This window comes from Nonomuraea aurantiaca (assembly GCF_020215705.1).
In the GTDB taxonomy this organism is placed as follows: Bacteria; Actinomycetota; Actinomycetes; order Streptosporangiales; family Streptosporangiaceae; genus Nonomuraea; species Nonomuraea aurantiaca.
In genome coordinates this window covers 22,764-48,875 of record NZ_JAIWNB010000001.1, presented here as the reverse complement: position 1 = coordinate 48,875, position 26,112 = coordinate 22,764, and the positions used below count along the sequence as shown (strand labels likewise).

Below are 26,112 nucleotides of genomic sequence, written 5' to 3'. Positions count from 1 at the left end.
TTGACTTCCCAGTGAGCGGCCCTCATCTTTGATGCTCAAGGACCCACTCGGGATGTTAACGCTAACATATCCGCGGAGTTACCAGCCAGAACCGGCTCTCCGTGCGCGGTTACGCCGACGATGCCGTGGAATCGCGGATCACCAGCTGGCAGGGCATGCGATGCACGCCCGGCGTGGCCCGTCCGTCGATGGCCGCGAACAGGTGCTGGGCGGCCGTCCTGCCGAGGAGTTCGAGGTTCATGTCCACGGTCGTCAGGGCGGGGCGCGTCTCGGTCGACAGCACCTCCCAGTTGTCGTAGCCGATCACCGCGATGTCGTCGGGCACCCGCCGCCCCCGCTCGCGGACCGCCTCCACGAACCCGGCCGCGACCTGGTCGCTGCCGCAGAACACCGCGTCGATCTCCGGCTGGGCCATCAGCAGCATCTCCGCCGCGTGCCGGCCCCACCGCTGCGACCACGTGCCCCAGAGCGTGTCGCCCGCCTGCTCCAGCCCCGCCTCGGACAGCGCCAGCGCCACGCCCGCCACGCGATCGCGGGCCGCCTTGTAGTGCTCGGGCCCGGTCACGTGCGCGATCCGGCGCCGGCCCAGCGCGATCAGATGGTTCATGGCCATCGCCGCGCCGCCCACGTCGTCCGGCACGAACGACACGTCCTCCGGATCGTCCGACGGCCCGTAGGCGTAGACCACCGGCACCCCGAGGTCACGGCTGACGGACAGCCGCGGATTGGTGCTCTCGCCCACCACGATCAGGCCGTCGACGCGGCGCGACAGCAGCGCCCGCAGATGGTGCTGCTCCCTGATGGCGTCGCCGCGGGCGTCGCAGAGCAGCACCGCCATCTCCCCCGCGCCGAACGCGTCCTCCGCCCCGAGCAGCACCGGAATGCCGAACCGGCCCGCGCTGTCGGAGGTGAGCAGCCCGACCGTCCGCGTCTGCCCGGACAGCAGCCCCCTGGCCAGGGCGTTCGGCTGGAAGGAGAGCTCCTCCGCCGCGGCGAGCACGCGCTGACGGGTCGAGGCCCGCACGTCCTGCCGCCCGTTGAGCGCCTTGGAGGCCGTGGCGATCGACACCCCCGCCAGGGAGGCCACGTCGTTGATGGTCGCGCGCCTACCCGCCATATTTTTCGAAACCCTTTTCAGTAACCCGATATCTAGGACAAACCATAGTACCCATTGACAGGCCCCAATGTTTCTTCTACGTTTCCGAAAACCTTTCAGTTCACGGGGGGTCCCGAAGGAGACAACCATGAGACGACGGCTGGCTGGGATCGCCTTCCTCGGATTGTTAGCGCTCACAGCGGCCGCTTGCGGCAGCGGTGGGAGCGACAAGCAGCCACAAGCGGCAGGCCCGGTCACGATCACCATGTGGACCCGCGCGGCAACGCAGGCCCAGAGCGAACGGCTGGTGAAGGCCTACAACAGCAGTCACAAGAACCAAGTGAAGCTGACCGTCATCCCGACGGACAACTACCAGCCGCGCATCGCTGCCGCGGCCGGGGCGAAACAGCTGCCGGACGTGTTCGCGGCCGACGTGATCTTCGTCCCGAACTACACCTCGCAGGGCCTGTTCATGGACATCACCGACCGGGTCAACGCCCTGCCGTACAAGGCCGGTCTCGCGCCCTCCCACATGAAGCTGGGCACGCTGGACGGCAAGTTCTACACCCTGCCCCACACGCTGGACCTGTCGGTCTGGTTCTGGAACAAGGACCTCTACGCCAAGGCCGGGCTCGACCCGGAGAAGGGGCCCAAGACGCTGAAGGAGTTCGCCGAGCAGGCCACCACGATCCAGCAGAAGCTCGGCAAGGGCGGCAAGGTGCACGGTACGTTCTTCGGCGGCAACTGCGGCGGCTGTTACGTCTTCACCTTCTGGCCCTCCGTCTGGGCGGCCGGCGCCCAGGTCATGAACGCCGAGGGCACCACCTCGCTCAACGACCAGCCCGCGATGACCGAGGTGTTCAAGACCTACCGCGACCTGTACGAGAAGAAGGTCACGGGCCCGACGGCCAAGGAGGAGCAGGGCCCGACCTGGACCGGCTTCTTCCCCAAGGGCGAGATCGGCGTCATGCCCATGCCGTCGACCACGCTCGGCACGATGCCCGCCGGCATGAAGATCGGCGTCACCCCCATCGCCGGTCCCGACGGCGGCGAGTCGACGTTCGTGGGCGGCGACTCGATCGGCATCTCCTCGACGTCCAAGAACGCCGACGCGGCCTGGGACTTCCTGTCCTGGACCGTCTCCGATGACGCGCAGGTCGAGGTCATGGCCAAGAACAAGGACGTGCTCGCGCGTACGGACCTGGCCAACAACAAGTACTCGGCTGAGGACCCGCGCGTGGTCCTGATCAACTCGCTGGTCGCCAAGGGTCAGACGCCGTTCGCGTTGCGATTCGGCCAGACGTTCAACGACCCGCAGGGGCCGTGGCTCCGGCTTGCTCGCGAGGCAGTGTTCGGCGACGCCGCGAAGGTCCCCCAACTGAACGCCGAGATAACGAAGTCCTTGCAGCAATGATTGCAACTGTGTTCATGGCCTCACTCCGTTCGGCGAGTCGGTCGCTTAAAAAGCTCCCGACTTCGTCGGGAGCGCGACCTCCGGGGCGGCGGGCGGCCCACACGGTGCCGTCCGCCCGATGGCGGAGGAGACAGGTCCAAGGCTGGCTGTACGCCGCGCCGACCGCCGTCATCGTGGGCGTCCTGTTCCTCGCGCCACTGGTGCTGGTCGTCTGGATGTCGTTGAACCGCTGGCCGCTGCTGGGCCAGGCCGTCTTCAACGCTCCCGACAACTACGCCAAGATCCCGAAGAACCCGCTGTTCTTCGACGCGGTCCTCTTCACGCTCAAGTACACCGCCATCACCACCGTCCTGCTGTCCGCCGTCGCGCTCGGCCTGGCCCTGCTGGTGCAGGAGCGACGGCCAGGCGTCGCCTTCTTCCGTACCGCGTTCTTCCTGCCCGGAGCCGTCGGCTTCGCCGCCGCCGCGCTGCTGTTCTACGGCATGCTGAACAACGACTTCGGCCCGATCGACCCGCTGCTCCAGACCCTGGGGATCACGCACGAGCCGGTGAAGTGGATCGGCACGCCCAACATGGCGTTGTTCTCCACGATCGCGCTCGTGCTGTGGCGCTTCGCCGGGTTCAACATGCTCATCCTGCTGACCGGGCTGCAGTCGATCCCCGTCGAGGTGTACGAGGCGGCCAGGAGCGACGGCGCCAACCGCTGGCAGATCTTCACCAAGATCACGATGCCGCTGCTGCGCCCGACGCTGGCGCTGATGCTGATCCTCAGCATCACGGGCTCGCTTCTGGCCTTCGACCAGTTCTTCATCTTCACCAACGGCGGCCCGGACAACAGCACGGTCTCGATGGTCATGGTCGTCTACCGCGACGCGTTCTTCCGCTTCGACCTCGGCGGGGCGGCGGCGCTGTCCGTCGTGCTGCTGGTCGCCCTGGTCGGGTTCAACACTCTGCTGATGCGGAGGCTCAAGTGAGGTACTACCCCACTGTCACAGCGCTGGCCATCCTGTTCCTGTTCCCGCTGCTGTGGAGCGGCTGGGCCTCGCTGGAGGAGCCGTCCAACTACCTGAAGATGGCCCAGTTCGGCGAGGGCGTCGACACCTACGCCACCAACAGCGTGCTGGTGTCGTCGATGACCGTCGCCGGCACGCTGATCGTCTCCGCGCTCGGCGGCTACGCCTTCGCCCGCTTCGACTTCCCCGGCAAGAACCTGCTGTTCCTGGCCACGCTGGCGATCCTCATGGTGCCGTACGCGACGATCCTCATCCCGCTCTACGTGCTGCTCGGCTACCTCGGCCTGCAGAACTCGCTGCTCGGGCTGTCGCTGGTGTTCGTGATGTTCCAGCTGCCGTTCGCCCTGTTCATGATGCGCAACGCCTTCGAGGCGATCCCGCGCGAGCTGGAGGAGGCGGCGCTGGTCGACGGCTGCGGCACCTTCCGGGCCTTCTCCCGGATCCTGCTGCACGCCGTACGGCCCGCGCTCGTCACGGTCGGCCTGTTCGCCTTCCTCGCCTCGTGGAACGACTTCTTCGCGCCGCTCATCCTGCTCAACGACGGCGCGTCGTTCACCCTGCCGGTGGCCGTGGTCAGCATGACGCAGGGCACGTTCGGCGCCATCGACTACGGCATGCTCCAGGCCGGCGTCATGGTCATGGCACTCCCCTGTCTCATCCTGTTCGTCATTCTGCAGCGCCACTACGTGCGCGGATTCATGTCGGGAGCTCTGCGTGGCTAATCCTGTCCTGCCCTCATCGGGCGTGCTGTCCCCCCTCGGCCTGGACGCCGTACGCCTGGCGCCCGGCTTCTGGGGCGACCGCATCGCCCTCAACCGGGACGTCACCATCGCCCACTGCCAGGAATGGGAGGAACGCGAAGGCTGGATCGGCAACTTCCGCGGGCGTCTCCCCCGCAAGGGCAGAGAGTTCTCCGACTCGGAGATCTACAAGCTGCTGGAGGCCATGGCGTGGGCCGACCACCCCGCGCTGCCCGAGCTGGCCGAGACGGTGGCCAGAGCCCAGGAGGGCGACGGCTACCTCAACACCCGATGGACCGGCAACCGCTACACCGACTTCGAGTGGGGCCATGAGCTCTACTGCTACGGCCACCTCATCCAGGCCGGGGTCGCCAGGCTGCGCATGCACGGCGAGGACCGGCTGACCGAGGTGGCCAAGCGGGCGGCGGACCACATCTGCCGCCGCTTCATGGACACCTCGGAGACCTGCGGCCACCCGGTGGTGGAGATGGCGCTGGTCGAGCTGTACCGGGCCACCGGCACCGCCCGCTACCTGGAGATGGCCCGCCGCTTCGTCGAACGCCGCGGCCTGCCCGCCCTGGGCGAGATCCCGTTCGGCCGCGCTTACTTCCAGGACGATCTTCCGGTACGGCGGGCGCAGTCGCTGCGCGGGCATGCCGTACGGGCGCTCTACCTGGCCAGCGGCGTCGTCGACGTGGCCGTGGAGACGGGCGACGAGGAGCTGCTGAAGGCCGTCGAAGCGCAGTGGGAGCGCGCGGTCGCCCGGCGCACCCACCTGACGGGCGGCATGGGCTCGCGGCACACCGACGAGTCCTTCGGCGAGGACTACGAGCTGCCGCCGGACCGCGCCTACTCCGAGACCTGCGCGGGCATCGCGTCGATCATGCTGGCGCACCGGCTGCTGCTGGCCACCGGCGACGCCCGGTACGCCGACGTGGCCGAGCGGACGCTGTACAACGTGCTGGCCACCGCGGTGGCCCTGGACGGCCGGTCGTTCTTCTACGCCAACCCGCTGCGCGTGCGGGTGCCGGCCGTGCCGCTGAACGGGGTCAACCACGCCGCCGAAGGCGGGCTGCGGTCGCCGTGGTTCGACGTGTCGTGCTGCCCGAACAACATCGCCCGCACGCTCGCCTCGCTGCCGGCCTACATGGCGACCAGCGACGCGGGCGGGGTGCAGATCCACCACTTCACGCCCGGCGAGATCAGCCACGGGCCGCTCGCGTTGCGGGTGGAGACCGGGTATCCGTGGACGGGCGGGGTGCGCGTGCGGGTCCTGTCGGGCGGCAGCGGGCGGATCTCGCTGCGCGTGCCCGCCTGGGCGAAGGGCGCCACGCTCGCGTATGGACCGGCCGGTGACACGGAATCGGCCGCCGGTGGGTCCGACATTTCGCATATGTCGGGTAGCCGGGAGGTCGAGCCCGGGTACGCGGTCGTCGCGGGCGACTGGCAGCCCGGTGACGAGATCCACCTCGACCTGCCGATGGCTCCCCGCTGGACCTTCCCCGACCGGCGGGTGGACGCGCTGCGCGGGAGCGTCGCGGTGGAGCGCGGGCCGCTCGTCTACTGCGCGGAGTCCGTCGCCGACGAGCCACCTCTCGCCGACGTGGCTGCCCGCATCTCGTCCCCACCCATCGACCACGAGCCCGGCCCCCAGGCGGATCATCTAGTTGACCATCCAGCCGACCACCAGGTCGGCTCTCCGGCAGGGGCGTCCGCAGCCGTCCCCGTGCCGAGGGCGGCCGGTTCCGAGGCGGGCGCGCCCGATCCCGTCGCGGGCGCGCCCGCCGCTGACCCCACCGCCGACCCCGCCACCGGTCCCGCCGCAGGTCCCGCTGTCGATCCCGTTGTGGAGATCGAGGTCGCCGTCCTGCTCGGGACGCCGGCCACCGACAACTGGCCGTACAGGCCGGTGCCCGACGCGCCGGAGGGCGTGGACACCGTGCTGCGGCTGGTGCCGTACCACCGCTGGGGCAACCGCGGCCCCGCCACCATGCGCGTCTGGCTGCCCGTCGCCGACTGACAACCCCCCATGGAGAATTCCGTGCGCAGAACCCTCTCCGGCCTGGCCGCGTTAGCCGTCGCGGGCAGCCTGCTCGCCGTCGGCTCCCCGGCCACGGCCGTGCAGGACGACCTCGGCATGCCGGTGTTCACCGGCTCCGACCCCGTCCCTGCCGAGCCCGTCCGCTACCAGCCGCGCAAGATGATGGAGGAGATCTACAAGAAGGAGAAGGGCGGCGACTCGTACTGGATCGACCGCATGCTGGCCCGCCCCGGCGACGACCCGGCGGGCACGTGGCTGATGTCACGGGGCCGGGCGCTGTTCATGAAGGAACACGACCCGTCGGTCATCGGCTTCGGCGGCAGCGTGGCGTACTGGGAGAGCATCGACAACCGCGGCGCCTACAGCGTCTCGCTCGGCACGGACCTCAAGGAGGACGTGAGCAAGCGGTTGCAGATGCCCAGCCACTGGACCGGCCACTACGCGGGCGGCGATCTGGCCGTGACCGTCAAGAAGTTCATCACGCACGAGAACGTGGCGGTCACCACGCTCGCGGTCACCAACAGGGGCACCGCGAAGCTGCAGGTGCCGGTCACGGTGACCTCCCCGTACACGAAGACCGCGGACGGCGACCGTGAGCTGACCGGCGTGGTGGCCGCGAAGAACCGGCTGACCACGCTCTTCCCCCGGCTCAGCGGCGACGGCCTGAAGGTCGCGGACGGCGCGCTGAAGGGGACGCTCTCCGTCGAGCCGGGCAAGACCGTGCGCACCAAGGTGCAGATGGGCTTCGTCACCGAGGAGCTGGCCGGGTCGCGCGCCGAGTACGACGGCTACAAGGGGCGCTCGCCGGAGAAGGCGCTGCGACGCCAGCTCCAGGACTACAACGCCTGGTGGGCGGAGAACCTGCCCTACATCGACGTGCCGGACGCCAACATCAAGAAGTTCGTCTACTACCGCTGGTGGTTGATGCGGTTCAACTTCCTCGACGCCGACATCCCGGGGAACGACTTCCAGTTCCCGACGTCGGTGGAGGGGGCGCTCGGCTACAACAACGCGATCGTGCTGACCGTGCCGATGTTCCTGCAGGATCTGAAGTATCTGCGGGACCCGATTTACTCGTACGGCCCGTGGGTGTCGGCCGGCGAAGTATCACGTAACTCGAAATATACGGATAACCCGGGTGATCCGGAGAACTGGTCGAACAGCTACACCCAGTACATCTCGGCTTCCGCGCTGGAGAGCTACCAACTCCACGGCGGCCAGCCCGCGATCCTGCGCAACCTGGCCCGCTACGCGGAGAAGGACGTCTACGGGCAGCTCAACGCCTACGACTCCAACAAGAACGGGGTCATCGAATACGACTGGGAGGCGATGACCGGCAACGACGCCGACGCGGTGTCGTTCCATTACTACAACCGGGCGAACGAGCGCCTCGAGGGCGCCTATGTCTACGCCAACGCGATGGCGGCGGCGCAGGCGTACACGCTGATCGGTGACACGGCGAAGGCCGCTGAGCTGCGGGGCGTGGCCGACAAGGTGAAGAACGGCATCCTCACCCTGCTCTGGGACGACCAGGACAAGCTCTTCAAGCACCGCGACCTGCAGACGGGCAACCTGATCCCGTGGAAGGAATCGAACAACTACATCCCGTTCGCCACCGGCATGGTCCCGACGGACGACCCGAAATATCGGGAGGCGCTCCGTCTATGGGCCGACCCCGCTGAATATCCGACTTTCCCGGCCTATACGGCTAATCAAAAGGACAAGGCGGAGGCCGCCGCGCAGGGCCACCCGGGGTCGAACAACTTCTCGCAGATCAACTCGACCCGGAACTTCTCGCTGTTCTCCAGGGCGCTGCGCGAATACACCTCGCCGTACATCACGGCCGACCAGTACAAGCAGTTGCTGTACTGGAACGCCTGGTCGCAGTTCGTCGGCGGCGACACCCGATATCCGGACGCCAACGAGTTCTGGTCGAACTGGAACCCCGCCACCAAGAGCATCGACTACCGGTCGTGGATCCACCATACGATCCTCGGTAGTAGCAACTGGACGGTCATCGAGGACGTGATGGGTCTGCGCCCGCGCTCCGACGGCAAGGTCGAGCTGTGGCCGGTCGACATCGGCTGGGACCACTTCACGGTCAACGGCATCAACTACCGCGGCAGCGACCTGAGCATCGTCTGGGACAAGCCCGGCGACGGCACGACGCATTACGCGGGCGTGCCCGAGGGTTACTCGATCCTCATCGACGGCAAGCGCAAGGTCACGCTGTCCGGGCTCGCGCACGCGGTCTGGGACCCGGCAACGGGCAAGGTCGAGGGCGGAACGGTCGTGCACGCCGAGGCGGCGCGGTCGATGAAGGCTCCTGCCGAGGTGAAGCTGTCGGGCGACCGGGTCGAGGACCTGTTCCAGAAGGCCGGGGTCGATCTCGGCTCCACCCGGCCGAACCTGGTCAAGTCCGCCACGGCCTCGTACGGTGACCCGGCGGGCGCGGTGGACGGCTTCACGATCAACGAGCCGTACTGGGGCAGCAAGGGCTCCGGCAAGGCGCAGGACTGGCTGGAGGCGGACCTGGGCTCGCCCCGGCCCGTCGACCGGCTGCGGCTGTACTTCTACAACGACCGCAAGAGCTACAGCGAGCCCGCCCTCTACACGGTGCAGTACCTCGACGGCGCCACCTGGAAGGACGTGCCCGGCCAGGCCAAGGAACCGGTCTATCCGCGGGCCAACCTCAACGAGGTCCGCTTCAGGTCCGTCACCGCCCAGAAGCTGCGCGTGCTGGTCACCCACCGGCCGGGCTACTCGACGGGCTTGAAGGAGGTGCAGGCGTACGCCACCGGCGCGGCTCCGCCGTCCGTGGGCAACCGGGCTCCGTACGTGCTGGCCGTACAGGACGCGACCTTCAACCGCCCCGGGCAGGCCAGGCTGGACGCGGTCGTCAAGGACGACGGGCTGCCGTCGGGGACGCTCAGCATGGCGTGGAGCGTCGTCGACGGGCCGGGCGAGGCGTTCTTCACCGACCCGGCGAGCCCGGCCACGGTCGCCTCGTTCACCGAGGCGGGCACGTACCACCTGAAGCTGACCGCCTCCGACGGCGCCAAGTCGGCGTCCGGCACGGTCACCGTCACGGTGGGCCAGCTGGGCACGCAGGTGAACGTGGCGCCGTACGCGACGCCGACCGCCTCCTACACCTCGCCGTGGGAGAAGGTGACGGCGATCAACGACGGCATCGAGCCGCCGCGCTCCAACGACGGCGCCAACCCGCGCTGGGGCACCTGGCCGCAGCAGGGCACGCAGTGGGTGCAGCTCGACTGGCCGTCACCGGTACGGGTGAACAAGGCGGACCTGTACTTCTTCGACGACGGCGGCGGCGTCCTCGTCCCGGCGTCGTGGAAGATCCAGGCGTGGGACGGCGACTCCTTCGAGGACGTGACCGGCGCCGCCTCCTATCCGACCGCGGCCGACGCCTACAACACGGTCTCGTTCGACACGGTGACGACGACGAAGCTGCGCGCCGAACTGGTGTCCGGCCAGGCGTCCGTCGGAGTGCTGGAGTGGAAGGCGTACGCGGTGCCGCCGGACTCGGTGCGGCCCGTGCACGTCCCCACAGTGGCCGGCACGCTGCCCCAGCTTCCGGCCAAGGTCGAGACGCTGTACGCGGACGGCGGCCGGGGTCAGGCCGCGGTGACGTGGCAGCAGGTGACCGCCGATCAGGTCAAGACCGGTGGCACCAGCTTCAAGGTCGCCGGGCTCGCCGAGGGCCTGCGCTCGCCCGTCGAGGCCACGGTGTACGTCCGGACGAGTCCGGCGGTGACCATCACCTCGATCGCCGAGGAGGCGGTGCGGACCCGGGCGGGCACCGCGCCGTCGCTGCCGGCGACCGTCGTGGCCACGTACAACGACGGGTCCAAGGACAGCTCGGTCGCGGTCACGTGGGCGGCGATCGACCCCGGTTCGTACGCCTCCCCCGGCACCTTCTCGGTGACCGGGCAGGTGGCGGGCACCACGGTCCCGGCGAAAGCGACGGTGACAGTGGAGTGACCACCACAATAAACCCGATATTTCGCCAATATTCGGGTAGCTGGGAGCCCTCGCGATCTCATGGAGGGAACCTCGATGGGCTGGAGCTACAGAAAGTCGATCAAGCTCGGGCCGTTCAGGCTCAATCTGTCACGCGGCGGCGTGGGGCACAGCTGGGGCAACCGGTTGTTCCGGGTCACCCGCACGGCGGACGGCCGCCGCACCATATCCGTCAACCTGCCCGGTGGCTTCACCTGGCGCAAGACCAGTCGGCATAACTAGCCGGATATTTCGAAGGGCCGGAGGCGACCGCCTCCGGCCCTTTTTCGTACCGCTCCCACCTGCACGTTCTCCGGCTGGCTGACGAGGCCGGGAAAGACAAGACTGCCTCTTCCTGAATATTCGCCCTAGATTCCTCGGCACCGCTTACCCCCTGAGGAGGATGTTGTGGCTGAGCTATGGGAACTGGCCGCCGGAGATCTGGCACGGCTGATCGGCACCCGCGAGGTGTCCAGCCGTGAGGTGGTCCAGGCCCATCTGACGCGGATCGCCGAGATGAACCCGCGGGTCAACGCCATCACCGTGGTGCTGGAGGAGCAGGCCCTCGACGCGGCGGACGCGGCCGACCGGGCCCTGCGCGACGGCACGGCGCCGGGCCCGCTCTGCGGCGTCCCCATGACGGTCAAGGAGAACGTCGACGTGGCCGGCTCGGCGACGACACTCGGCATCGTCCCCCTGCGCGACGCCGTCGCCCAGCGCGACGCCCATCACATCGCCCAGTTGCGCGCGGCGGGCGCGATCCCGATCGGCCGGACGAACATGCCGGAGTTCGGCATCCGCTGGCACACCGGCAACGACCTGCGCGGCGCGACCCGCAACCCCTGGTCGGCCGGCCACACGCCGGGCGGCTCCAGCGGCGGCGACGCGGCCGCGGTGGCGACCGGCCTGACCCCGCTCGGCATCGGCAACGACGGCGCGGGCTCGCTGCGCTGGCCGGCCCAGTGCTGCGGCGTCGCCGCGCTGAAGCCGTCGCTGGGCCGGATCGGCCAGCGAGGACAGGCGGCGCCGTTCGCGTTCCAGCTGCTGGGCGTGCACGGTCCGATCGCGCGGCGGGTGGCCGACCTGCGGCTGGCCTTCGACCACATGTGCGGGCACGCGCCCGGCGACTCCTGGTACGCCCCGGTTCCCCTGCGAGGCCCGGCCCCGGCGGCGCCGATCGGCGTGGCGGCGGTCACCGGCCTCGACGCGGACCCCCAGGTCACCGCCGCCGTGCGGCAGGCGGCCGAGCTGCTCGCCGGCGCCGGTTACCAGGTGACGGAGAGCCTGCCGCCCGCCCTGGACCGGGCCTCGGAGATCTACACCCAGATCATGTCCTCCTACAGCCGTGTCCACGAGGAGCAGCCACCCGTCGAGGCGGTCGCCTCCAAGGAGTTCGTCCAGTTCTGGACCGCCTACAAGGAGATCTGGGCGCGAGCGGGCGGGCGCGCCGCCTTCGACCCGATGATGGAACGCGCCGCCATCATGCGGACCTGGGCCGACTGGACGGCCTCGACCCCGCTGGTCCTCGCGCCGATCTGCACGATCCCGGCCTTCCCGGTGGGCGCCGACCTCGATCCCGAGTGGCTGGCCGGGTGGCCGGCGGCGCTGCGCATGAGCGTGGTGGCCAACCTGCTGGGGCTGCCGTCGGTCGCCGTCCCGACCGGTCTGGCGGACGGGCTGCCGCAGGTCGTACAGATCATCGGACCGCGCTTCCGCGAGGACCTGTGCCTGGACGCGGCCGCCGCCATCGAGGCCGGAACCCCGCCCCTGACACCGATCGACCCCCGATAACCGGTGGACACAGGTCCAATACTGAACGCATGACACGAATGCGGCGCATCCTCGTGGCCGGCATCAGCGGGGCCGGCAAGTCCACCATGGCACGGGCTCTGAGTTCGCGGCTCGCGGTGCCGTACCACGAAATGGACGCCCTGCACTTCGCCGGCCCCGGCTGGGCCGTGAACGACGCGTTCGCCACGCAGGTCGCCCAGATCGCCGCCTCTCCGGCCTGGATCTTCGACTCGTACGGCTATCCCCAGGTCCGCGACCTGCTCTGGGAGCGTGCCGACACCGTCGTGTGGCTGGACTACTCCAGGCGCGTCATCATGCCGCGGGTCCTGAGGCGATCGCTACGGAGGACCCTTCTCCGCGAGCGGATCTTCGGCGGTAATCGCGAGACCCTGACCGGCTGGTTCCGCCGCGATCACCCCGCGTGGTGGGCGGGTCACAGCACAGGGTGCGCCGGACGGACATCCAGCGGCGGGTCCACGATCCCCGCTTCGGCCCCTTACGAGTGATTCGCTTCGGCTCTCCGGACGAAGCCGACGACTGGCTGCGCGGTCAGTGACAGGTCTCAGCGGAGCGCTCTGGCCAGCGGCGTGTCGGCCGCCGGGTCCAGCGGCTCGGCCAGCATGAACGGCATCTGCGCCATGAACCTCGGCCGCTCGCCCAGGTGCTCCTGCGCGGCGTGCACGGTCAGCGGATGCACCAGGTAGGCGTCGCCCGGTGAGCCGGTCGCCAGCGCCACCGGCCGGTCCTTGCTGGCCGCGTCCACCAGCGCGCCCGCGCTGATGTGGTCGTATACCTGCTGCTCGCCCAGCGCCCCGAAGCTGTCCCGCTGCGACCCCGCCCTGATCCGGGTCGGCGCGTCCGACTCGCCGACCTCCGAGAACAGCATCAGCACCAGGAGGGTATGCGAACGGGCGGTCACCCCCCAGCTGCCGTCAGGCCGCTGAACGCCGGCGTCCAGGTGCCAGCCGCGGTCGTCGGCCGGCGGTCGCCGCGGGAACCGGATCGGGATGTTGCCCACCGCGCCGCGCGGCTGCCAGCCGCCCTTCCCGCACACCGCGTCCAAGCCCGCCGCCAGCTCGGGCGATCGGACCAGCTCGCCGAACGGCCCCTGCCCGGTCATGTCCGCGGCCCACACCACCGGCTCGCGCCATCCTTCAGGCTCGTCCGGCGACAGGCCGATCTGCTTCCACAGCAGCGCCTGCGCCGCCTCACCCTGCTCGCGCGATCCGATCGTCAGCTTCACGAAGCCGTCCCGCACAAACGACTCCACCAGTGCCTCCATGGCAACCACGCTATTCATGGCCGCAACCGGTTTTCGCGCAGGACCTGCTGCGAGACGGCAACACCATCCTGTTGACCCAGTTGCCGGGACCGGCCTACTCCGCCGTCGCCCGCGACTCCGACGGCAACCCGATCGCCACCGGACTGGGCGAGAGCGTCAACGAGGCCCTGCGACGCCTGCGCCCACCCGAGGCCGGGGCCTGATCACTTGCCGTCCTTGTCGGAGTCGGCCGAGAAGACGATCACCCCCAGATAGCCGTCGTCCTCCTCGGTCATCTTCAGCAATCCATAGCGAGAAACCCCGGGCCTTTGGGCCCGGGAGGAATCGCTGACGGCGCCGCACGTCTGTTCTAGTCACGGTAATTTCACAGTGTGAAATTCGTTGTGCAGGTTCGGCTGTTCCCCACGCCCGCCCAGGAGGCGGCGCTGGCGGACACGCTGCGCCTGTGCAACGAAACAGCGAACCTGGTCTCCCGGATCGCGTGGGAGACGAAGACGTTCCGCAACTACGACCTGCGCGCGCACACCTACGGCGAGCTGAAGAACATGGGCCTGTCGGCCCAGCCCGCCCAGCACGTGATCAAGAAGACACGCTCGCCCCTGTCGAGGTGGTCACCGCTGGCGCGTCCTGGCCGCAGGCTGCGAGCAGGCCGCCCAGCCCTAGCAGAACTTCTCTTACGCCAGCAAAGCTAAGAAACCCCCCTTGGGACGCCATTTGCGGCGGATGAACTTTTCATGAGTCTCCGCCCGTACAAATCAGGACAAGCCTCCCGGATGGCCCTTGGCTTGCTACTGTCCTCTTAGCCGGGTGGGAGCGAGGAGATGACAAATGAATGACACGCCCCGACGGCCAGGGGTGTCGGCCAACGCTCCCAGCGTCGCCCGGATGAACGACTACTTCCTGGGCGGCAAGGACAACTTCGCCGCCGACCGCGAGGCGGCCGCGCGGGTCCTGGCGCTGATCCCCGACGCCAAGGTCATGGGCGAGTACGTCCAGGAATTCCGCGAACGGGTCGTGCGCTACCTGGTCGAGCAGGGTGTCTCGCAGTTCGTCCACGTCAGCTCCGGGCTGCCCACCAAGCGGAACCTCCACGAGGTGGCCCAGTCGCTCGACCCGGACGCCAACGTCGTGTACGTCGCCGACGACCCGGTCGCGCTCAACCACGCGCGGGCGCTGCTCGCCACCAACGCGCGCACGGGAGTGGTCGAAGGGGACATCCTCCACCCCGACGCCATGCTGGACGATCCCGCTCTGAGCCAGCTGATCGACTTCGACCGGCCCGTCGGCGTCCTGATCATTGGCGCGCTCCAGTACATCCCCGACGAGGACGGCCCGTTCGAGCACGTGGCCCGGCTGTGCGAGCGGCTGGCGCCCGGGAGCTTCCTCTGCCTCACCCACGCCGTCTTCGACGGCCGCCCCGAGATAGCCGAGCAGATCGCTGACGTCTTCCGGGAGGCGCTCAACCGGCCCAAGGGCGGTCCGCGCACCCGTGACCAGGCGGTGCGCTTCTTCGACGGGCTGGAGCTCGTCGACCCCGGCTTCGTCTATGTCCGCCAGTGGCGCTCCGGCACCCCGATCTCCGACCAGGAGGCGAAGCGGGCCTGGGTCCTGGCCGGAGTCGCCCGCAAGCCGTGATCCTGCGGGCCGGGTCCTACCGGTCGGGGGTCGGAACCGATACGCGCGCCGACCGCGCCCTGATCTCGCCGAGCGCGGCGTGGCTGGCCCGGATGTCGGAGATCAGCACGTACGCGACCAGCAACAGCCCGAGACAGAGGGCGTCGGCCCCCCACCAGGGGATCTCGGCGAGCAGCAGATAGCCGTCACTGTCGCTCAGCGACCTGATCACCACCGTCACCGCGGCCACCACCACGGTGACCATCAGCCAGCTGCGCAATCGGGGCAGATTCCCGTTGTTCCACAGCCGGATCCGCCAGGTCATGAACACGGTGAGCACGCCGAGCAGAGCACAGAACCCGATCAGCCACCACGGCAGCGCGAAGGCGGTCTGATCGGCGATCTGCGCCTGGGTGGTGCGCAGCTCGGCCTCGGCCTTCCGCTTGGCCACCATGGCCGCGTCGAGCTGCTTCTGCAGCTGGGCCACGCTCTTCTCCTGCCGCGTCTCCTGACGCGGCGGCGTGGAGACGTCCGTCGGCAGCATCCGCGCCACGACGGTCAGCATGATCGCCACGAAGGACAGTGCCAGGACGATGGACATGAACAGGTCGATGAAGCGCAGGTCGAGCGGCGGCGCGAACGATCTGACGGCGCGCTTCCTCACTGCTCCCTCACCAGGGTGTACTTCTGCGGCCGGCTCTCGGCGGCGCTCAACCGCTCCACCGCGGTGCGCAGCGCGTCCAGGCCCTTGACCAGCTCCTCGGTCCTGCCTCTGGACTGGGACAGCTCCTGGGTGAGCCCCGTCATGGCGGGCGCCACCTGCTTGACGGGCAGGCGCGCGATATAGATGAGGAACACCTCGTCGGCGGCCACCACGCTGGCCCGCTCCGCCCGCTCGATCAGCGCCATCCCGCCGAACGCGAGCACGCTCAGGAACAGCGCGACCAGGGTGACGCCGAACGCGGACGCCAGCTCGGGCAGCACGTGCTGCTTGAGCGCGGTGATCAGCACGCTGGGGTCCCCCTGGTTGTCCAGGGCGTTCGAGAACGAGCTGACCATCGCGGCCATCGTCAGCGCGGTGCCGATGAACCCGAACACCGGCAGCGCCCAGATGAGCGCGTGGTCGAGGTGGTGCTTGTTGGCCATCTCGCTGTCGTCCAGCGCGGAGCGGGCGCCCAGCACCGCCTCACAGTCGTTCCCGGCCTCGGCCGCCTCCTTGAACAGCTTGAGCCGCCGCCCCACCAGCGTGTCGTCGTTCGGCTTCACCGCCTGCACGTTCGCCACGGCCCGCGCGGTCGCGGCACTCTCCCGCCGGATATCCGGTATGGCCCTGACGAGCCGGAGAACAGTGGTCAGGAACACCGCGATGATCAGCGTGACCACGACCTCCGCGGCCGGCGGGGCGGTGGTCGCGCCCACGGACACCAGCAACGTCTCCACCGCTCCGGCCACGAGCAGCAGCGCGGAAACCATCAGGCCCACCACAGGCGCGAACGCCGAGTGACGCCAGCCGTACTTTGACACCCTTCAACCCCACTCCGGCCAACAAACTGTCAAAGGACTACCTAAGCACACGTAAAGCAACCATTGGGTTACGGAGGGCAGATCGGCTTCCGTTGATTCGATCACAGCGACGGGCACCTCTCTCTGACACCGTGCGCGCATGGACCTTCGACCGCGCCTCCCCGACGAGCTGCACCGCAGGCCGCGCGCTGTCGCGGAAGACAACGGCAAGAGCCCTGACGCGGAAATAGTCGACGGCAACAAGCGACTCGGATGGACCTCGGCGGTCGTCTTCCTTGAGCTGAATGGCGAGACGCTGGACGCCGCCGAAGCCATCGTGACCTCCGTGACGACCGGGGAGCTGGACGACAACCCGGCCAACGTCCCCCATCTATGCGCAGCATCGCCGAATCCCGCGTCACCGCATTCACAAGCGTCACATCAGCCCTGGCGGAGGTAAATTTTCTGCGCCGTATTCCATGCGGAGGCTATGTTCCGCCTACACTCCTCAGATGCGTTACGTCCCTTTTGTCATAGTTTTTGCTGCCACGATTGCGTATTCAGCCACGCCCGCGGCAGCCATCACCAACGGCGAGGACGACGGTAACGCCCATCCGGAAGTAGGGGCCCTCGTCGCAGAGAAGCCGCACTCCGACGGTACCTGGGCGTACTGCACCGGCACCCTCGTCTCGCCGACGGTCTTCCTCACCGCCGCCCACTGCGGGGAGCGGAACCAGAAGACGGCCCGAGTCTCCTTCGCCCAGCACTACCAGCCCGAGGGCCAGGTCTACGCCGGCCGGTACATCCCCGACCCACGGTTCAGGATGAACTCGGATCTGCACGACATGGCAGTCGTCGTCTTCGACAAGCCCGTCCCGGGCATCCGGCCGGCCCAGTTGCCGGAGGTGGGCATGCTGGACCGCCTCAAGGCCGACGGCAAGCTGAAGTCCGTCCGTTTCACCCCTGTCGGGTACGGCGCCCTCTCCCCGGCCAAGAAGGGGCACGGCGAGCAGTGGCGGTACACCGACACGCGCCACCAGGCATCCATCTCGTTCAAGGGCCTGTCCGCCAAGTGGCTGGACCTTTCCCTGGTCTCCAAGGCGGACGGCAGCACCTGCTTCGGCGACTCAGGCGGCCCGAACTTCCTGGGCGGCCCCGAGTCGCATCTCCTCGTGGCCACGTCGATCAGCGGAGAGGACGACGCCTGCAAGGGAACCAACTACGACTACCGCCTGGACAAGCCTTCAGCCCGGCAATTCCTCGGCAAGTACGTCGCACTGCCCGCCGGCTCCCCGGCCGACCTCCGGTAGCCCCACTGGAAGGACGATCTCGGCCAGCTCGCGGAGCCGGGAGCAGCCGGGCACATCGATGTGCCACAATCCCGAGACACCCGCACCCCTGATTGACGACCAGGACCGCAGACGCCGAAGACCCACAGAGGACAGGCAGTCGTCGCTCCACCCCGGAGGAGCCCGCCCTGAGCCAGCGCGGGGATACGAAGTCCCGCGACATACGGTGTTCGCGGCGAACCACCCGCGCGGCACCGCGCCCGCAACGGGCAAACGCGGTCGAAAGCTGCGGCTTCCCGGATGGCCACCGCAACGAGCCGTCCCCATAGGGCGAAGCGGCCTAAACAAGAACGCCCGAGCGAAGCGAAGGCCCTACAGGGGTCGGGACCAGGCCCGACTGGAAGAAAACGCCTGAAGCCCCCGAGCGCGAAGCGCCAAAAGAGGCGAAGCCATTTGGGGGAAAAAGAAAAACAGCCCGGAGCGAAGCGAAGGCCGATTGGCCCGACGCTGGGGGTCCGGGGGTTATCCCCCGGGGTAAACAACGAGAAGGCCGTTGGGGAAGCGAAGCCCCCGTAGGGGGCGAGCGACCAACCAACCCCGCCGACGAGTGGAGCTATGGGGATTCGAACCCCAGACCCCCTCCATGCCATGGAGGTGCGCTACCAGCTGCGCTATAGCCCCTTGATGCGGTCTTAGTGTATCGGAATCTGGGGGTGTCTGTGTCACACACGATCCCCCGTGATACGTCTTAAGTCTCATGTCGACCTTCGAAGACCACCGCAGCCTGCTGACCGGCGTCGCGTACCGGATCCTGGGCAGTGTGGCCGATGCCGAGGACGTGGTGCAGGAGGCGTGGCTGCGCTGGTCCGGGGTGGATGAGACGACCGTCGCCGATCCCAGGGCGTACCTGGTCAGGGTCGCGTCGCGGCTGGCCATCGACCGGTTGCGGTGGGCGAAGTCGCGGCGCGAGTCGTACGTCGGCCCGTGGTTGCCCGAGCCCATCAGCACCGCGCCCGACGTGGCGGAGCACGCGGAGCTGGCCGACTCCGTCGAGTTCGCGCTGCTCGTGGTGCTCGAAACGCTCTCGCCGCTGGAGCGGGCGGTGTTCGTGCTGCGGGAGGCGTTCGATCTGCCCTTCTCCGAGATCGCCGAGGTGATCGGCCGGGCCGAGCCCGCCACGCGGCAGCTGGCCAGGCGCGCCCGCGATCACGTACAGGAGAAGCGGCCCCGCTTCGACGTGGACCGCGGCGAGCGGCGGCGCATCACCGAGCGCTTCATCCGCGCCTCCACCAGCGGTGACCTGGATGGGCTGATCGAGCTGCTGTCCACCGACGTGACGCTGGTGAGCGACGGCGGCGGCAAGGCCCGCTCCCCGCTGCGCGCCCTGACCGGCGCCGCGAACGTGACGCGCTTCCTGACGTCCATCACCACCCCCGACGGCGTCGCCAAATTCATGGCCTCGATCGGCGCGAGCGACTGCGTCACCCTGTCGTACGACCTGGCGACCGTGAACGGCGCACCCGCCATAGTCGTCTCGGCCGCGGGCCGGGTCGTCACCGTCATCTCCCTGCTCGTCACGGACGGCAAGATCGACACCATCTACCTCATCGCGAACCCGGACAAGATCACCCACCTCGACGCCCCGACCTGACGCGTCCGGGCCACCGTCACCCCCGCGTCCTCCACCACCACTACGCCGTCCGGGCCATCGGTATCCCCGCCTCCTCCACCAGCGCCCGCAGATCCACCCCGCCGTCCCGCAGGATCCGCCCCACCCCGTTCGAATAGTCGGCCAGCAACCCCCAAAGCAGCCGCTCCCCCGTGACCGCCCCCGGCCGCCACATCGCCACCTCCACCGCCTTGCGCGCGTGCATGGCCAGCGGCACCGCCCCCAACGGCCCGTACAGGGTCACCCGCAGCGGCTTGAGGCGCGACCGCGTCAGTCGCCACCGGGCGGGGTCGGCGGTCCCCTCCCTGGTACGGCGGTGCACGGCGTCGAGGTCGATCCCCAGGGTGGCGAGCAGCTCATGGGCGTCACCGAGATCCACCTGCCCCCGCACGTCCTCAGCCGTCATGGTGAACCGCTCCAGCGAGAAGGGCCGGATCTCGGCCAGGGCGAGCAGCAGGAGGTCAGGGGTGAGCGCCGGCCGCCCCGCGTCGAGGGCCAGTGTGCCGGCCCTGATCAGCGTGCGGCGGGCGGGGTCGGTGAATCTGGCGAGCATGTGGCTACCTTCCGACTCGGCGGGCGTGCTTGCGGTGCGCGGACTGCCGCCTGATCCCGAGGGCGTCGGCGATCTGCTCCCAGGACCACCCCCGGTCTCGCGCGTTGGACACGTGCGTGGCCTCGAGCTCCTCCAGCAGAGCTCTCAGGGCGGCCACGGCCGCCAGACCCACACCGGGATCGCGATCGGTGGCCGCCTCGGCCAGCTCGTTGACCTTCATGGTGTCAGCATGCGCTGACAAGCATCCGCTTGTCAGCATATGCTGACACCCTCAAAGGCGCTCCGCCAGGACGACCAGGATGGGCAGAGCGGCGGCCAGACGTGCGCGTTCCTCCTCGGTGAGCGAGTCGACGACCGCGGCCAGCCGTTCGGTGACGACCTGTTCGCGGCTGTTCAGCGCGCCGCGACCGGCGTCCGTGATGGCGGTGATGACCCGGCGCCCGTCGGCCGGGTCGGGCCCCCGCGACACCATGCCCCGGCGGTGCAACCCGCCCAATGCCGTGCCGATCGCCTGAGCGGTCACCTTCTCCAGGTTCGCCAGCTGGGCCGAGGTGTGGGGCCCCTCGCGCTCCAGCCGCGACAGGACCGCGATCTCGGTGAAGGAGACATCATCGTCCGAGGCATATGCGTACAGCTGGCGGATACGCCGGGCCAACCGCCCGACCGCGAGCCGCAGATCTTTAGCGAGCACGAAGCCAAGCCTAGCTTTATCAATCTGGCTTTGGTAATTTCGCCCCACTATGTGCTACGACAACGATGCACGACCACCCGCCCACACCGCCCCCATCACCGGCACGAGCGCCGCCGGCATCAGGCTGACCTCGGCCGACGGCACCGTGTTCGCCGCCTACGAGGCCCGTCCCGACGACGTCCGCGGGCCGGGCGTGGTCATCCTGCCCGACCTGCGCGGGCTGCACGACTTCTACAAGCAGCTCGCCGTACGGCTGGCGGAGCAGGGCCACCCGGCCATCGCCATCGACTACTACGGCAGGACCGCCACCGACGACGAGCGGGGCGAGGACTTCCCCTTCATGGAGCACGTCTCCAAGCTCGGCAGGCAGACCATCCAGGACGACATCATGGCCGCGGCCGACCGGCTGGGCAGGCCGGCGGTGGCGCTCGGATTCTGCGCGGGCGGGCGCAACGCGTTCCTGGCATCGGCGCCGCGCTTCGGGCTGGCGGGCGTGATCGGCTTCTACGGCGCGCCGGGCATCGTGGGCCCGTACGGTCCGGGGCCGACGCAGCACGCGGCCGAGCTGGGCGCGCCGATCCTGGGCCTGTTCGGGGGCGCCGACGAAAAGATCACCGGTGAGCAGGTGAGCGAGTTCGGCGAGGCGCTGACGGAGGCGGGGGTGGCACACGAGCTGATCACGTACCCGGGCGCCCCGCACGGCTTCTTCGACGCCACCGCCGCCGAGCACGAGGCGGCCTGCGCCGACGCCTGGCAGCGGGTGCTCGCCTTCCTCAGCGACAAGTAGTACGCATGGTCAGCGCGGCATCCGCCAGATCCAGCTCGACCGTGACGACCCCGAGCTCCGCCGTACCCCGGACATGCGTGCCGCCGCACGGGATCGAGGTCTCCCCTTCCGGCAGCGCGCAGTGCCACGTACGGCGGGCCGTCAGCCCGGGCTCCGGCACATCGAGCCAGACCGCCGCGTCGGCCGCGACCCACGCCTTGAGCCGGTCGTTCACGTCCGAGGCGATCTGCGAGAGATCCAGCCCCTCGGCGGAGAACCCCTTCTTCCGCAGGGACTTGCCGAGCCGGTAGACGTCCTCGCTGCCGAAGGGGGAGATCCGCGAGGAGGTGATCGCGCTCTGGTCGAAGTCCGGGTGGCCGAGCCCGTCGGGGGTCACGGGCTTGCGCCAGTGCCTGGCCAGGGCGGCGTTCAGGGCGAGCGCGGCCAGGTGGCAGGCGGTGTGCCCGGCCGACAGGGCCGCCCGATGGCCGGGGTCCACCTCCAGCGCGACCTCGGTCCCCACGGGCAGCGGGGCGTCGGTCACGTGGACGACCAGCCAGGCCCAGCCCTCGGTGCCCCGGCGTACCGGGATGTCGGGGCCGAGGAAGATCTCGCCGGTGCCCGACTGGGCCCCCGTGACGCAGTCGGCCACCGGCAGCCCGCCGATCGTGCCCCGGTCGGCGGGCTGGTCCGGCCAGGTGTGATCGAGCGGGTGGAACGGTGTTTCGGCGACGACGAGACCGTGCCGGCCCCCCGCCGGCACGGCCCCGACGATTTCCGAGCGGCCACTGACATGACCGTCGGGGAAGGTGACAACTGTCGAGTTCATCCGCCCATTCTGGCAGGGACGGGCTTGTCCACCGACTGGGACTCGTCTTCGAGATACCGGTCGCGTCCCGCGTACAGCCCGGTGAGAAGCTGCACGACCAGCACCGCGAACATCAGCGCGTACGGCAGCGTCCACCCACCGGTCATCTGGTGCAGCACCCCCACGAGCAGCGGCCCCGCACCCGCGATCAGGTAGCCGGCGCTCTGCCCGAACGCCGACAGCGCGGCGGTGGTCTCCGGCGTACGCGTGCGCAGGGCGAGCATCATCAGCGCCAGCGGGAAGGACCCCATGCCGATCGCCACGAACGTCACCCAGACCGCCGCCGTCGAGATCGGCGCGAGCCACAGCCCGGCGAACCCGATGGCGTAGCAGGCGACGAGCCCGACGACCACCGGCCGCTGGTCGCGGAAGCGGGAGGCGATGACGGGCACCAGGATCGAGACCGGGATGCTCAACGCGGTGAACACGCCGAGCAGGAGCCCGGCCTGGCCGGTGGTGTAGCCGCCGTCGGTGAGGATGGTGGCGAGCCAGCCGAACATGATGTAAGCGATCATGGACTGGGTGCCGAAGTAGATCGCGACCATCCAGGCCAGCTTGCTCCTGACGAGCCGGCGGATGCCCGCGTCCTCCTGGTCGATGCGCCGCTCCGGCTCACTGCGCAGGAGCGCAAGCCACGGAATGACGGCGACGGCGGCCAGGGCCGCCCACACGCCGAGCGCGATGTGCCAGTCACCTGACGCGCGCTCGATCGGTACGGTGGCCGCGGCGGCGAGCATGGTGCCGACGGCCAGCGCCACGGTGTAGACGGTGGTCATGATCCCGGTACGGGCCGGGAAGTGACGCTTGATCAGCGTCGGGATGAGCACGTTGCCGACGGCCCCGCCCGACAGCGCGACCGCGCTGCTCAGCAGGAAGACCGGCGCGGAGCCGACCAGCGAGCGCACGAGCAGGCCCACGCCGAGCGTGACGAGCGCGAGCAGCAGCAGCCGGTGCTCGCCGACGCGCCTGGCCAGCGTGGGCGTGACCGCGCCGACCGTCGCGAAGGCCAGCACGGGTAGCGTGGTGAGCAGGCCGGTGCCGACGCTCGACATGCCGAGCGCGCCGGCGAGCCGGTCGAGCAGCGGGCCCACGCTGGTGACCGCGGTACGCAGGTTGAGCGCCGCGAGGACGATTCCCAGCACGAGGAGCCAGACAAGGGATCTGCCTTTGGACTCTTGGTCGGTCTCTTGGGCGAGCACGCTCATGCGGGGACGGTCCTCCACTCATCAAGTCATGGGATGAATCGCCATGTTAACAGGCCCGAAACCCGCATTTATTCCTAGACATGGCAAACCCCCCGAGAACACCCGGGGGGTTGCGGTGAAGCCATCACAGGATGGGGCGCGGCTCCTGCGGCGGCTCGTCACGCGGCGGCACCGGGCCGGGCGGCGGGCTGGGCACGGGGCCGGGCGGCGGCAGCGTGGCGCCGCCGGGGAACTCGCCGCCACCGCCGATGGTGCCGGGCGGCATCGGCCGATCGCCACCGCCGGGCGGCGTCGGGCGGTCCCCGGTCACGGGCGGTACCGGCTGGTCGCCGGCGTCGTAGCCGGAGCCGCTCTGGTGCGGGCCGGGCACGTCGCCGCGCCAGCCGCCGGTCTCGCCGCCGCGCGACTCGATGAACGACTTGAAGCGTTCCATGTCGTTCCTGATGCGCAGGCGGACGATCTGCAGCCAGTCACCGACCGTCTCTACGAACCCCTCGGGGTCGTACTCCATCTGGAGCGTGACCTTGGTCGTGTTCGGGTCGAGGTGGTGGAAGGTCACCACGCCCGCCTGGTGCGGCCGGTCGACCGACCGCCAGGCGATCCGCTCGTCCGGGTGCTGCTCGGTGATCTCGGCCTCGAACTCGCGCTTGACTCCCGCGATCTCGGTGACCCAGGCCGTACGTGTGTCGCTGAGTTGTTTGACTGATTCGACACCCTCCATGAACTCGGGGAAGCTCTCGAACTGCGTCCATTGGTTGTATGCCACCCTGACGGGGACCTGGACATCTACGGAGTGCTCGATCGTGCTCATGTGGGGGCCCCTGCCCGAGCCCCCGGCTCGCTAACGCCTGCGCAGCAACCAGTAGAGGCCGACGAACGGCAGTATCAGCGGGACGAACAGGTACCCCTTCCCATAGACCGACCAGACGGTGGCCTCCGGGAAAGCGGCCGGATCGAGGACGCTGGCCGTGCCGATGAGCAGCACGCCCGCCAGCTCGACACCCAGCGCCGCCAGCGCGAGGGTACGCGCCCCACGGGCCAGCGCGACGGTGAGCAGGATGTAGACCAGCGCGGCGAGCGCCGACAGCGTGTAGGCGAGCGGCGCCTCGCCGAACCGGGTGAGAATCTGCACCGTGGCCCGCGCGCCCGCGGCGAGCGCGAAGAGCCCGTAGACGGCGACGAGCGCCCGGCCCGGCCCGCTGCCGATCGCCGGCCCGCTCACGGGAAGCCCTGCCAGATCTGCAGCAGCCGGCCCGTCATCACCGCGATCGCGAACCCGGCCACGACCAGGATCGCCGGCCCCCACCGGCTCCGCTCGGCCAGCGCGAGGAAGACGCCCGCGGGCGGGATGACCGCCTGCCCGGCGAGGTAGCCGTAGAGCGTGCCCTTCTCGGCGGGGCCCTGGCCGCCGACCACGGCGGCGATCACGATGCCCGCCTGGACCAGCACCGCCACCTCCAGCACGGCGAACCCGACCAGCAGGATCATGCCCATGGACCGGTTGCGGATCGCGGCGATCAGGCTCGCCAGGGCGAGCAGCAGCGAGCCGACGATCACGATCGTGGCGACGGTGGTGTTCATCGGGAAAAGGCTATCGCCCGGGTAGGCCGCCCTCGATTCCGTCCGGCGGCCAGTCGCGGCCTGTCGTCGGCGCCCCTGACCATGCCGACCGCGCTCCTAGAATCGTCGGTATGGAGAGAGTCCTCGTCAGCGCCTGCCTGATGGGCCGGCGGGTGCGCTACGACGGCGGCGCCAAGACCAGCGCCGACGCGCGACTCGCCGCCTGGCGCGAGGAGGGCCGCTTGGTGCCGTTCTGCCCCGAGGTGGAGGGCGGGCTGCCGACCCCCCGCCCGGCCGCCGAGATCGAGGGCGGGGTGAGCGGCGCGGCCGTGCTGTCGGGAGCCGCCCGCGTGCTCACCGCCGAGGGGTCCGACGTCACGGCCGAGTTCCTGGCGGGCGCGCAGTCGGCGCTCGCCGTAGCCCGCTCCTTCGGCATCCGGGTGGCGGTGCTGAAAGAGGGCAGCCCATCGTGCGGCGCGCTGACCGTCTACGACGGCACGTTCCGGGGCCGCCGCACGCCCGGACAGGGCGTCACCACGGCACTGCTGGAGCTCAACGGGATCCGCGTCTTCACCGAGGACCATGTCGCCGAGGCCGACGCCTACCTGCGTACCCTCGACACGTAGCCGGCGGCGGCCAGGCCCGCGATCAGCAGCGCCGCCATCGTGCGGTGATACCAGGTGTTCAGCCCGGTCGTCTCGGCCGCACCGAACGCCATCGCGAGTATCCCCATCAGCACCCCGGCCAGCGCGCCCGCGTGGGTGTGGAACAAGCCCTCCCACGCCCACGGCCGTCGGCTCAGCGCGCCGTGGGCGCCGACGAGCATGGCCAGGCCGCAGAGCGTCTCCACGATCGTCGCCGGCACGATCGCGGGCTGGCGCAGCGGGCCGAGCGGGAGCCCGGTGTGCAGCAGCGCCGCGCAGAAGAAGATCAGCGCGTAGACCGCCGAGAGGGCTCCCAGCGCTTTCCGCAGTGCGTCCATGCCGTCACGTTCGCA

29 protein-coding genes and 1 tRNA gene are annotated in these 26,112 nt (G+C 69.5%); 16 read left to right on the top strand and 14 right to left on the bottom strand.

What is annotated here, in order from left to right; translation table 11 throughout:
- Window positions 1-109: 109 nt before the first annotated feature.
- A complete protein-coding gene (locus tag LDL49_RS00260; RefSeq protein WP_225288796.1) occupies window positions 110-1,117 on the bottom strand; it encodes a LacI family DNA-binding transcriptional regulator in 1,008 nt (335 codons plus the stop codon).
- 127 nt (window positions 1,118-1,244) lie between these two features.
- On the opposite strand from LDL49_RS00260, the gene LDL49_RS00255 reads away from it, so the two are divergent.
- From LDL49_RS00255 to LDL49_RS00220, 8 genes are all read left to right on the top strand, one after another.
- Complete coding sequence (locus LDL49_RS00255) at window positions 1,245-2,510, top strand: ABC transporter substrate-binding protein (protein ID WP_225288795.1); 1,266 nt, start codon at window positions 1,245-1,247, stop codon at window positions 2,508-2,510.
- A 104-nt stretch (window positions 2,511-2,614) separates the two neighbouring features.
- Window positions 2,615-3,484: a carbohydrate ABC transporter permease gene (locus LDL49_RS00250; RefSeq protein WP_225288794.1), complete on the top strand. Its 870-nt coding sequence runs from the start codon at window positions 2,615-2,617 to the stop codon at window positions 3,482-3,484.
- A complete protein-coding gene (locus LDL49_RS00245; RefSeq protein WP_225288793.1) occupies window positions 3,481-4,245 on the top strand; it encodes a carbohydrate ABC transporter permease in 765 nt (254 codons plus the stop codon). Before LDL49_RS00250 ends, LDL49_RS00245 begins: the two co-directional genes overlap by 4 nt.
- Entirely contained in the window at window positions 4,238-6,283 is a 2,046-nt protein-coding gene (locus LDL49_RS00240; protein ID WP_225288792.1) for a glycoside hydrolase family 127 protein, read from the top strand. The genes LDL49_RS00245 and LDL49_RS00240 overlap by 8 nt, the downstream gene beginning before the upstream one ends.
- A 21-nt stretch (window positions 6,284-6,304) precedes the next feature.
- Window positions 6,305-10,306, top strand: a complete 4,002-nt coding sequence (locus tag LDL49_RS58120) for an Ig-like domain-containing protein (protein ID WP_225288791.1) — start codon at window positions 6,305-6,307, stop codon at window positions 10,304-10,306.
- 60 nt (window positions 10,307-10,366) lie between these two features.
- Entirely contained in the window at window positions 10,367-10,567 is a 201-nt protein-coding gene (locus tag LDL49_RS00230; protein WP_225288790.1) for a DUF4236 domain-containing protein, read from the top strand.
- A gap of 165 nt (window positions 10,568-10,732) precedes the next feature.
- Window positions 10,733-12,115 carry an amidase gene (locus LDL49_RS00225; protein WP_225288789.1) on the top strand — a complete coding sequence of 461 codons (1,383 nt, stop codon included), beginning with the start codon at window positions 10,733-10,735 and terminating at the stop codon, window positions 12,113-12,115.
- 29 nt (window positions 12,116-12,144) lie between these two features.
- Window positions 12,145-12,621, top strand: a complete 477-nt coding sequence (locus LDL49_RS00220) for a P-loop NTPase family protein (RefSeq protein ID WP_225288788.1) — start codon at window positions 12,145-12,147, stop codon at window positions 12,619-12,621.
- A 56-nt stretch (window positions 12,622-12,677) separates the two neighbouring features.
- Here the strand turns inward: LDL49_RS00220 and LDL49_RS00215 are convergent, their stop codons facing one another.
- A complete protein-coding gene (locus LDL49_RS00215) occupies window positions 12,678-13,397 on the bottom strand; it encodes a phytanoyl-CoA dioxygenase family protein (protein WP_225288787.1) in 720 nt (239 codons plus the stop codon).
- 71 nt (window positions 13,398-13,468) lie between these two features.
- Between LDL49_RS00215 and LDL49_RS56515 the strand changes: the two genes are divergently transcribed.
- The 3 genes from LDL49_RS56515 to LDL49_RS00205 all read left to right on the top strand — a co-directional run bounded on the left by LDL49_RS56515 (window position 13,469) and on the right by LDL49_RS00205 (window position 15,032).
- A complete protein-coding gene (locus LDL49_RS56515) occupies window positions 13,469-13,600 on the top strand; it encodes a hypothetical protein (protein ID WP_263654443.1) in 132 nt (43 codons plus the stop codon).
- 168 nt (window positions 13,601-13,768) lie between these two features.
- Window positions 13,769-14,089: a hypothetical protein gene (locus tag LDL49_RS00210; RefSeq protein ID WP_225288786.1), complete on the top strand. Its 321-nt coding sequence runs from the start codon at window positions 13,769-13,771 to the stop codon at window positions 14,087-14,089.
- Between the two features lie 136 nt (window positions 14,090-14,225).
- Entirely contained in the window at window positions 14,226-15,032 is an 807-nt protein-coding gene (locus tag LDL49_RS00205) for an SAM-dependent methyltransferase (protein ID WP_225288785.1), read from the top strand.
- A gap of 16 nt (window positions 15,033-15,048) precedes the next feature.
- Here the strand turns inward: LDL49_RS00205 and LDL49_RS00200 are convergent, their stop codons facing one another.
- Both LDL49_RS00200 and LDL49_RS00195 read right to left on the bottom strand, forming a co-directional pair.
- The gene (locus LDL49_RS00200) at window positions 15,049-15,675 is read right to left on the bottom strand and encodes a hypothetical protein (RefSeq protein WP_225288784.1); all 627 of its coding nucleotides are present in this window, start codon (window positions 15,673-15,675) and stop codon (window positions 15,049-15,051) included.
- Window positions 15,672-16,484 carry a hypothetical protein gene (locus LDL49_RS00195; RefSeq protein ID WP_225288783.1) on the bottom strand — a complete coding sequence of 271 codons (813 nt, stop codon included), beginning with the start codon at window positions 16,482-16,484 and terminating at the stop codon, window positions 15,672-15,674. Before LDL49_RS00195 ends, LDL49_RS00200 begins: the two co-directional genes overlap by 4 nt.
- Window positions 16,485-16,674: 190 nt before the next feature.
- Here LDL49_RS00195 and LDL49_RS00190 point away from each other — a divergent pair, with 190 nt between their 5' ends.
- The gene (locus LDL49_RS00190; RefSeq protein WP_225288782.1) at window positions 16,675-16,974 is read left to right on the top strand and encodes a hypothetical protein; all 300 of its coding nucleotides are present in this window, start codon (window positions 16,675-16,677) and stop codon (window positions 16,972-16,974) included.
- A 52-nt stretch (window positions 16,975-17,026) separates the two neighbouring features.
- Window positions 17,027-17,824 (top strand): trypsin-like serine protease, encoded by a 798-nt coding sequence (locus tag LDL49_RS00185; RefSeq protein ID WP_225288781.1) that lies wholly within the window; start codon window positions 17,027-17,029, stop codon window positions 17,822-17,824.
- A 587-nt stretch (window positions 17,825-18,411) separates the two neighbouring features.
- On the opposite strand, the gene LDL49_RS00180 is transcribed toward LDL49_RS00185, so the two are convergent.
- A tRNA-Ala gene (locus tag LDL49_RS00180) sits at window positions 18,412-18,484 on the bottom strand.
- A gap of 76 nt (window positions 18,485-18,560) precedes the next feature.
- On the opposite strand from LDL49_RS00180, the gene sigJ reads away from it, so the two are divergent.
- Complete coding sequence (gene sigJ / locus LDL49_RS00175) at window positions 18,561-19,454, top strand: RNA polymerase sigma factor SigJ (RefSeq protein ID WP_225288780.1); 894 nt, start codon at window positions 18,561-18,563, stop codon at window positions 19,452-19,454.
- Window positions 19,455-19,494: 40 nt separating this feature from the next.
- On the opposite strand, the gene LDL49_RS00170 is transcribed toward sigJ, so the two are convergent.
- Genes LDL49_RS00170 through LDL49_RS00160 form a run of 3 tightly spaced genes read right to left on the bottom strand, consistent with a single transcriptional unit; the run spans window position 19,495 to window position 20,716 of the window.
- Window positions 19,495-20,025 (bottom strand): Clp protease N-terminal domain-containing protein, encoded by a 531-nt coding sequence (locus tag LDL49_RS00170; RefSeq protein WP_225288779.1) that lies wholly within the window; start codon window positions 20,023-20,025, stop codon window positions 19,495-19,497.
- Window positions 20,026-20,029: 4 nt separating this feature from the next.
- Entirely contained in the window at window positions 20,030-20,245 is a 216-nt protein-coding gene (locus tag LDL49_RS00165; RefSeq protein ID WP_225288778.1) for a helix-turn-helix domain-containing protein, read from the bottom strand.
- A 51-nt stretch (window positions 20,246-20,296) separates the two neighbouring features.
- A complete protein-coding gene (locus LDL49_RS00160) occupies window positions 20,297-20,716 on the bottom strand; it encodes a MarR family winged helix-turn-helix transcriptional regulator (protein ID WP_225288777.1) in 420 nt (139 codons plus the stop codon).
- A gap of 49 nt (window positions 20,717-20,765) precedes the next feature.
- Between LDL49_RS00160 and LDL49_RS00155 the strand changes: the two genes are divergently transcribed.
- Window positions 20,766-21,503, top strand: coding sequence for a dienelactone hydrolase family protein (locus LDL49_RS00155; protein WP_225288776.1), 738 nt, complete (start codon window positions 20,766-20,768; stop codon window positions 21,501-21,503).
- Here the strand turns inward: LDL49_RS00155 and LDL49_RS00150 are convergent.
- The 5 genes from LDL49_RS00150 to LDL49_RS00130 form a co-directional block, all read right to left on the bottom strand.
- Window positions 21,490-22,311 carry an alanyl-tRNA editing protein gene (locus LDL49_RS00150; RefSeq protein ID WP_225288775.1) on the bottom strand — a complete coding sequence of 274 codons (822 nt, stop codon included), beginning with the start codon at window positions 22,309-22,311 and terminating at the stop codon, window positions 21,490-21,492. The genes LDL49_RS00155 and LDL49_RS00150 overlap by 14 nt on opposite strands.
- Entirely contained in the window at window positions 22,308-23,555 is a 1,248-nt protein-coding gene (locus LDL49_RS00145; protein WP_225288774.1) for a CynX/NimT family MFS transporter, read from the bottom strand. The genes LDL49_RS00150 and LDL49_RS00145 overlap by 4 nt, the downstream gene beginning before the upstream one ends.
- Before the next feature lie 124 nt (window positions 23,556-23,679).
- On the bottom strand, window positions 23,680-24,366 hold the full coding sequence (locus LDL49_RS00140; RefSeq protein ID WP_225288773.1) for an SRPBCC family protein: 687 nt from the start codon (window positions 24,364-24,366) through the stop codon (window positions 23,680-23,682).
- 30 nt (window positions 24,367-24,396) lie between these two features.
- Window positions 24,397-24,777 (bottom strand): hypothetical protein, encoded by a 381-nt coding sequence (locus LDL49_RS00135; protein WP_225288772.1) that lies wholly within the window; start codon window positions 24,775-24,777, stop codon window positions 24,397-24,399.
- Complete coding sequence (locus LDL49_RS00130) at window positions 24,774-25,136, bottom strand: hypothetical protein (RefSeq protein WP_225288771.1); 363 nt, start codon at window positions 25,134-25,136, stop codon at window positions 24,774-24,776. The genes LDL49_RS00135 and LDL49_RS00130 overlap by 4 nt, the downstream gene beginning before the upstream one ends.
- Before the next feature lie 110 nt (window positions 25,137-25,246).
- On the opposite strand from LDL49_RS00130, the gene LDL49_RS00125 reads away from it, so the two are divergent.
- Window positions 25,247-25,741: a 2-thiouracil desulfurase family protein gene (locus LDL49_RS00125; protein WP_225288770.1), complete on the top strand. Its 495-nt coding sequence runs from the start codon at window positions 25,247-25,249 to the stop codon at window positions 25,739-25,741.
- Here the strand turns inward: LDL49_RS00125 and LDL49_RS00120 are convergent.
- Window positions 25,717-26,097: a hypothetical protein gene (locus LDL49_RS00120; protein ID WP_225288769.1), complete on the bottom strand. Its 381-nt coding sequence runs from the start codon at window positions 26,095-26,097 to the stop codon at window positions 25,717-25,719. The two genes, LDL49_RS00125 and LDL49_RS00120, sit on opposite strands and share 25 nt — an antisense overlap.
- Window positions 26,098-26,112 lie beyond the last annotated feature (15 nt).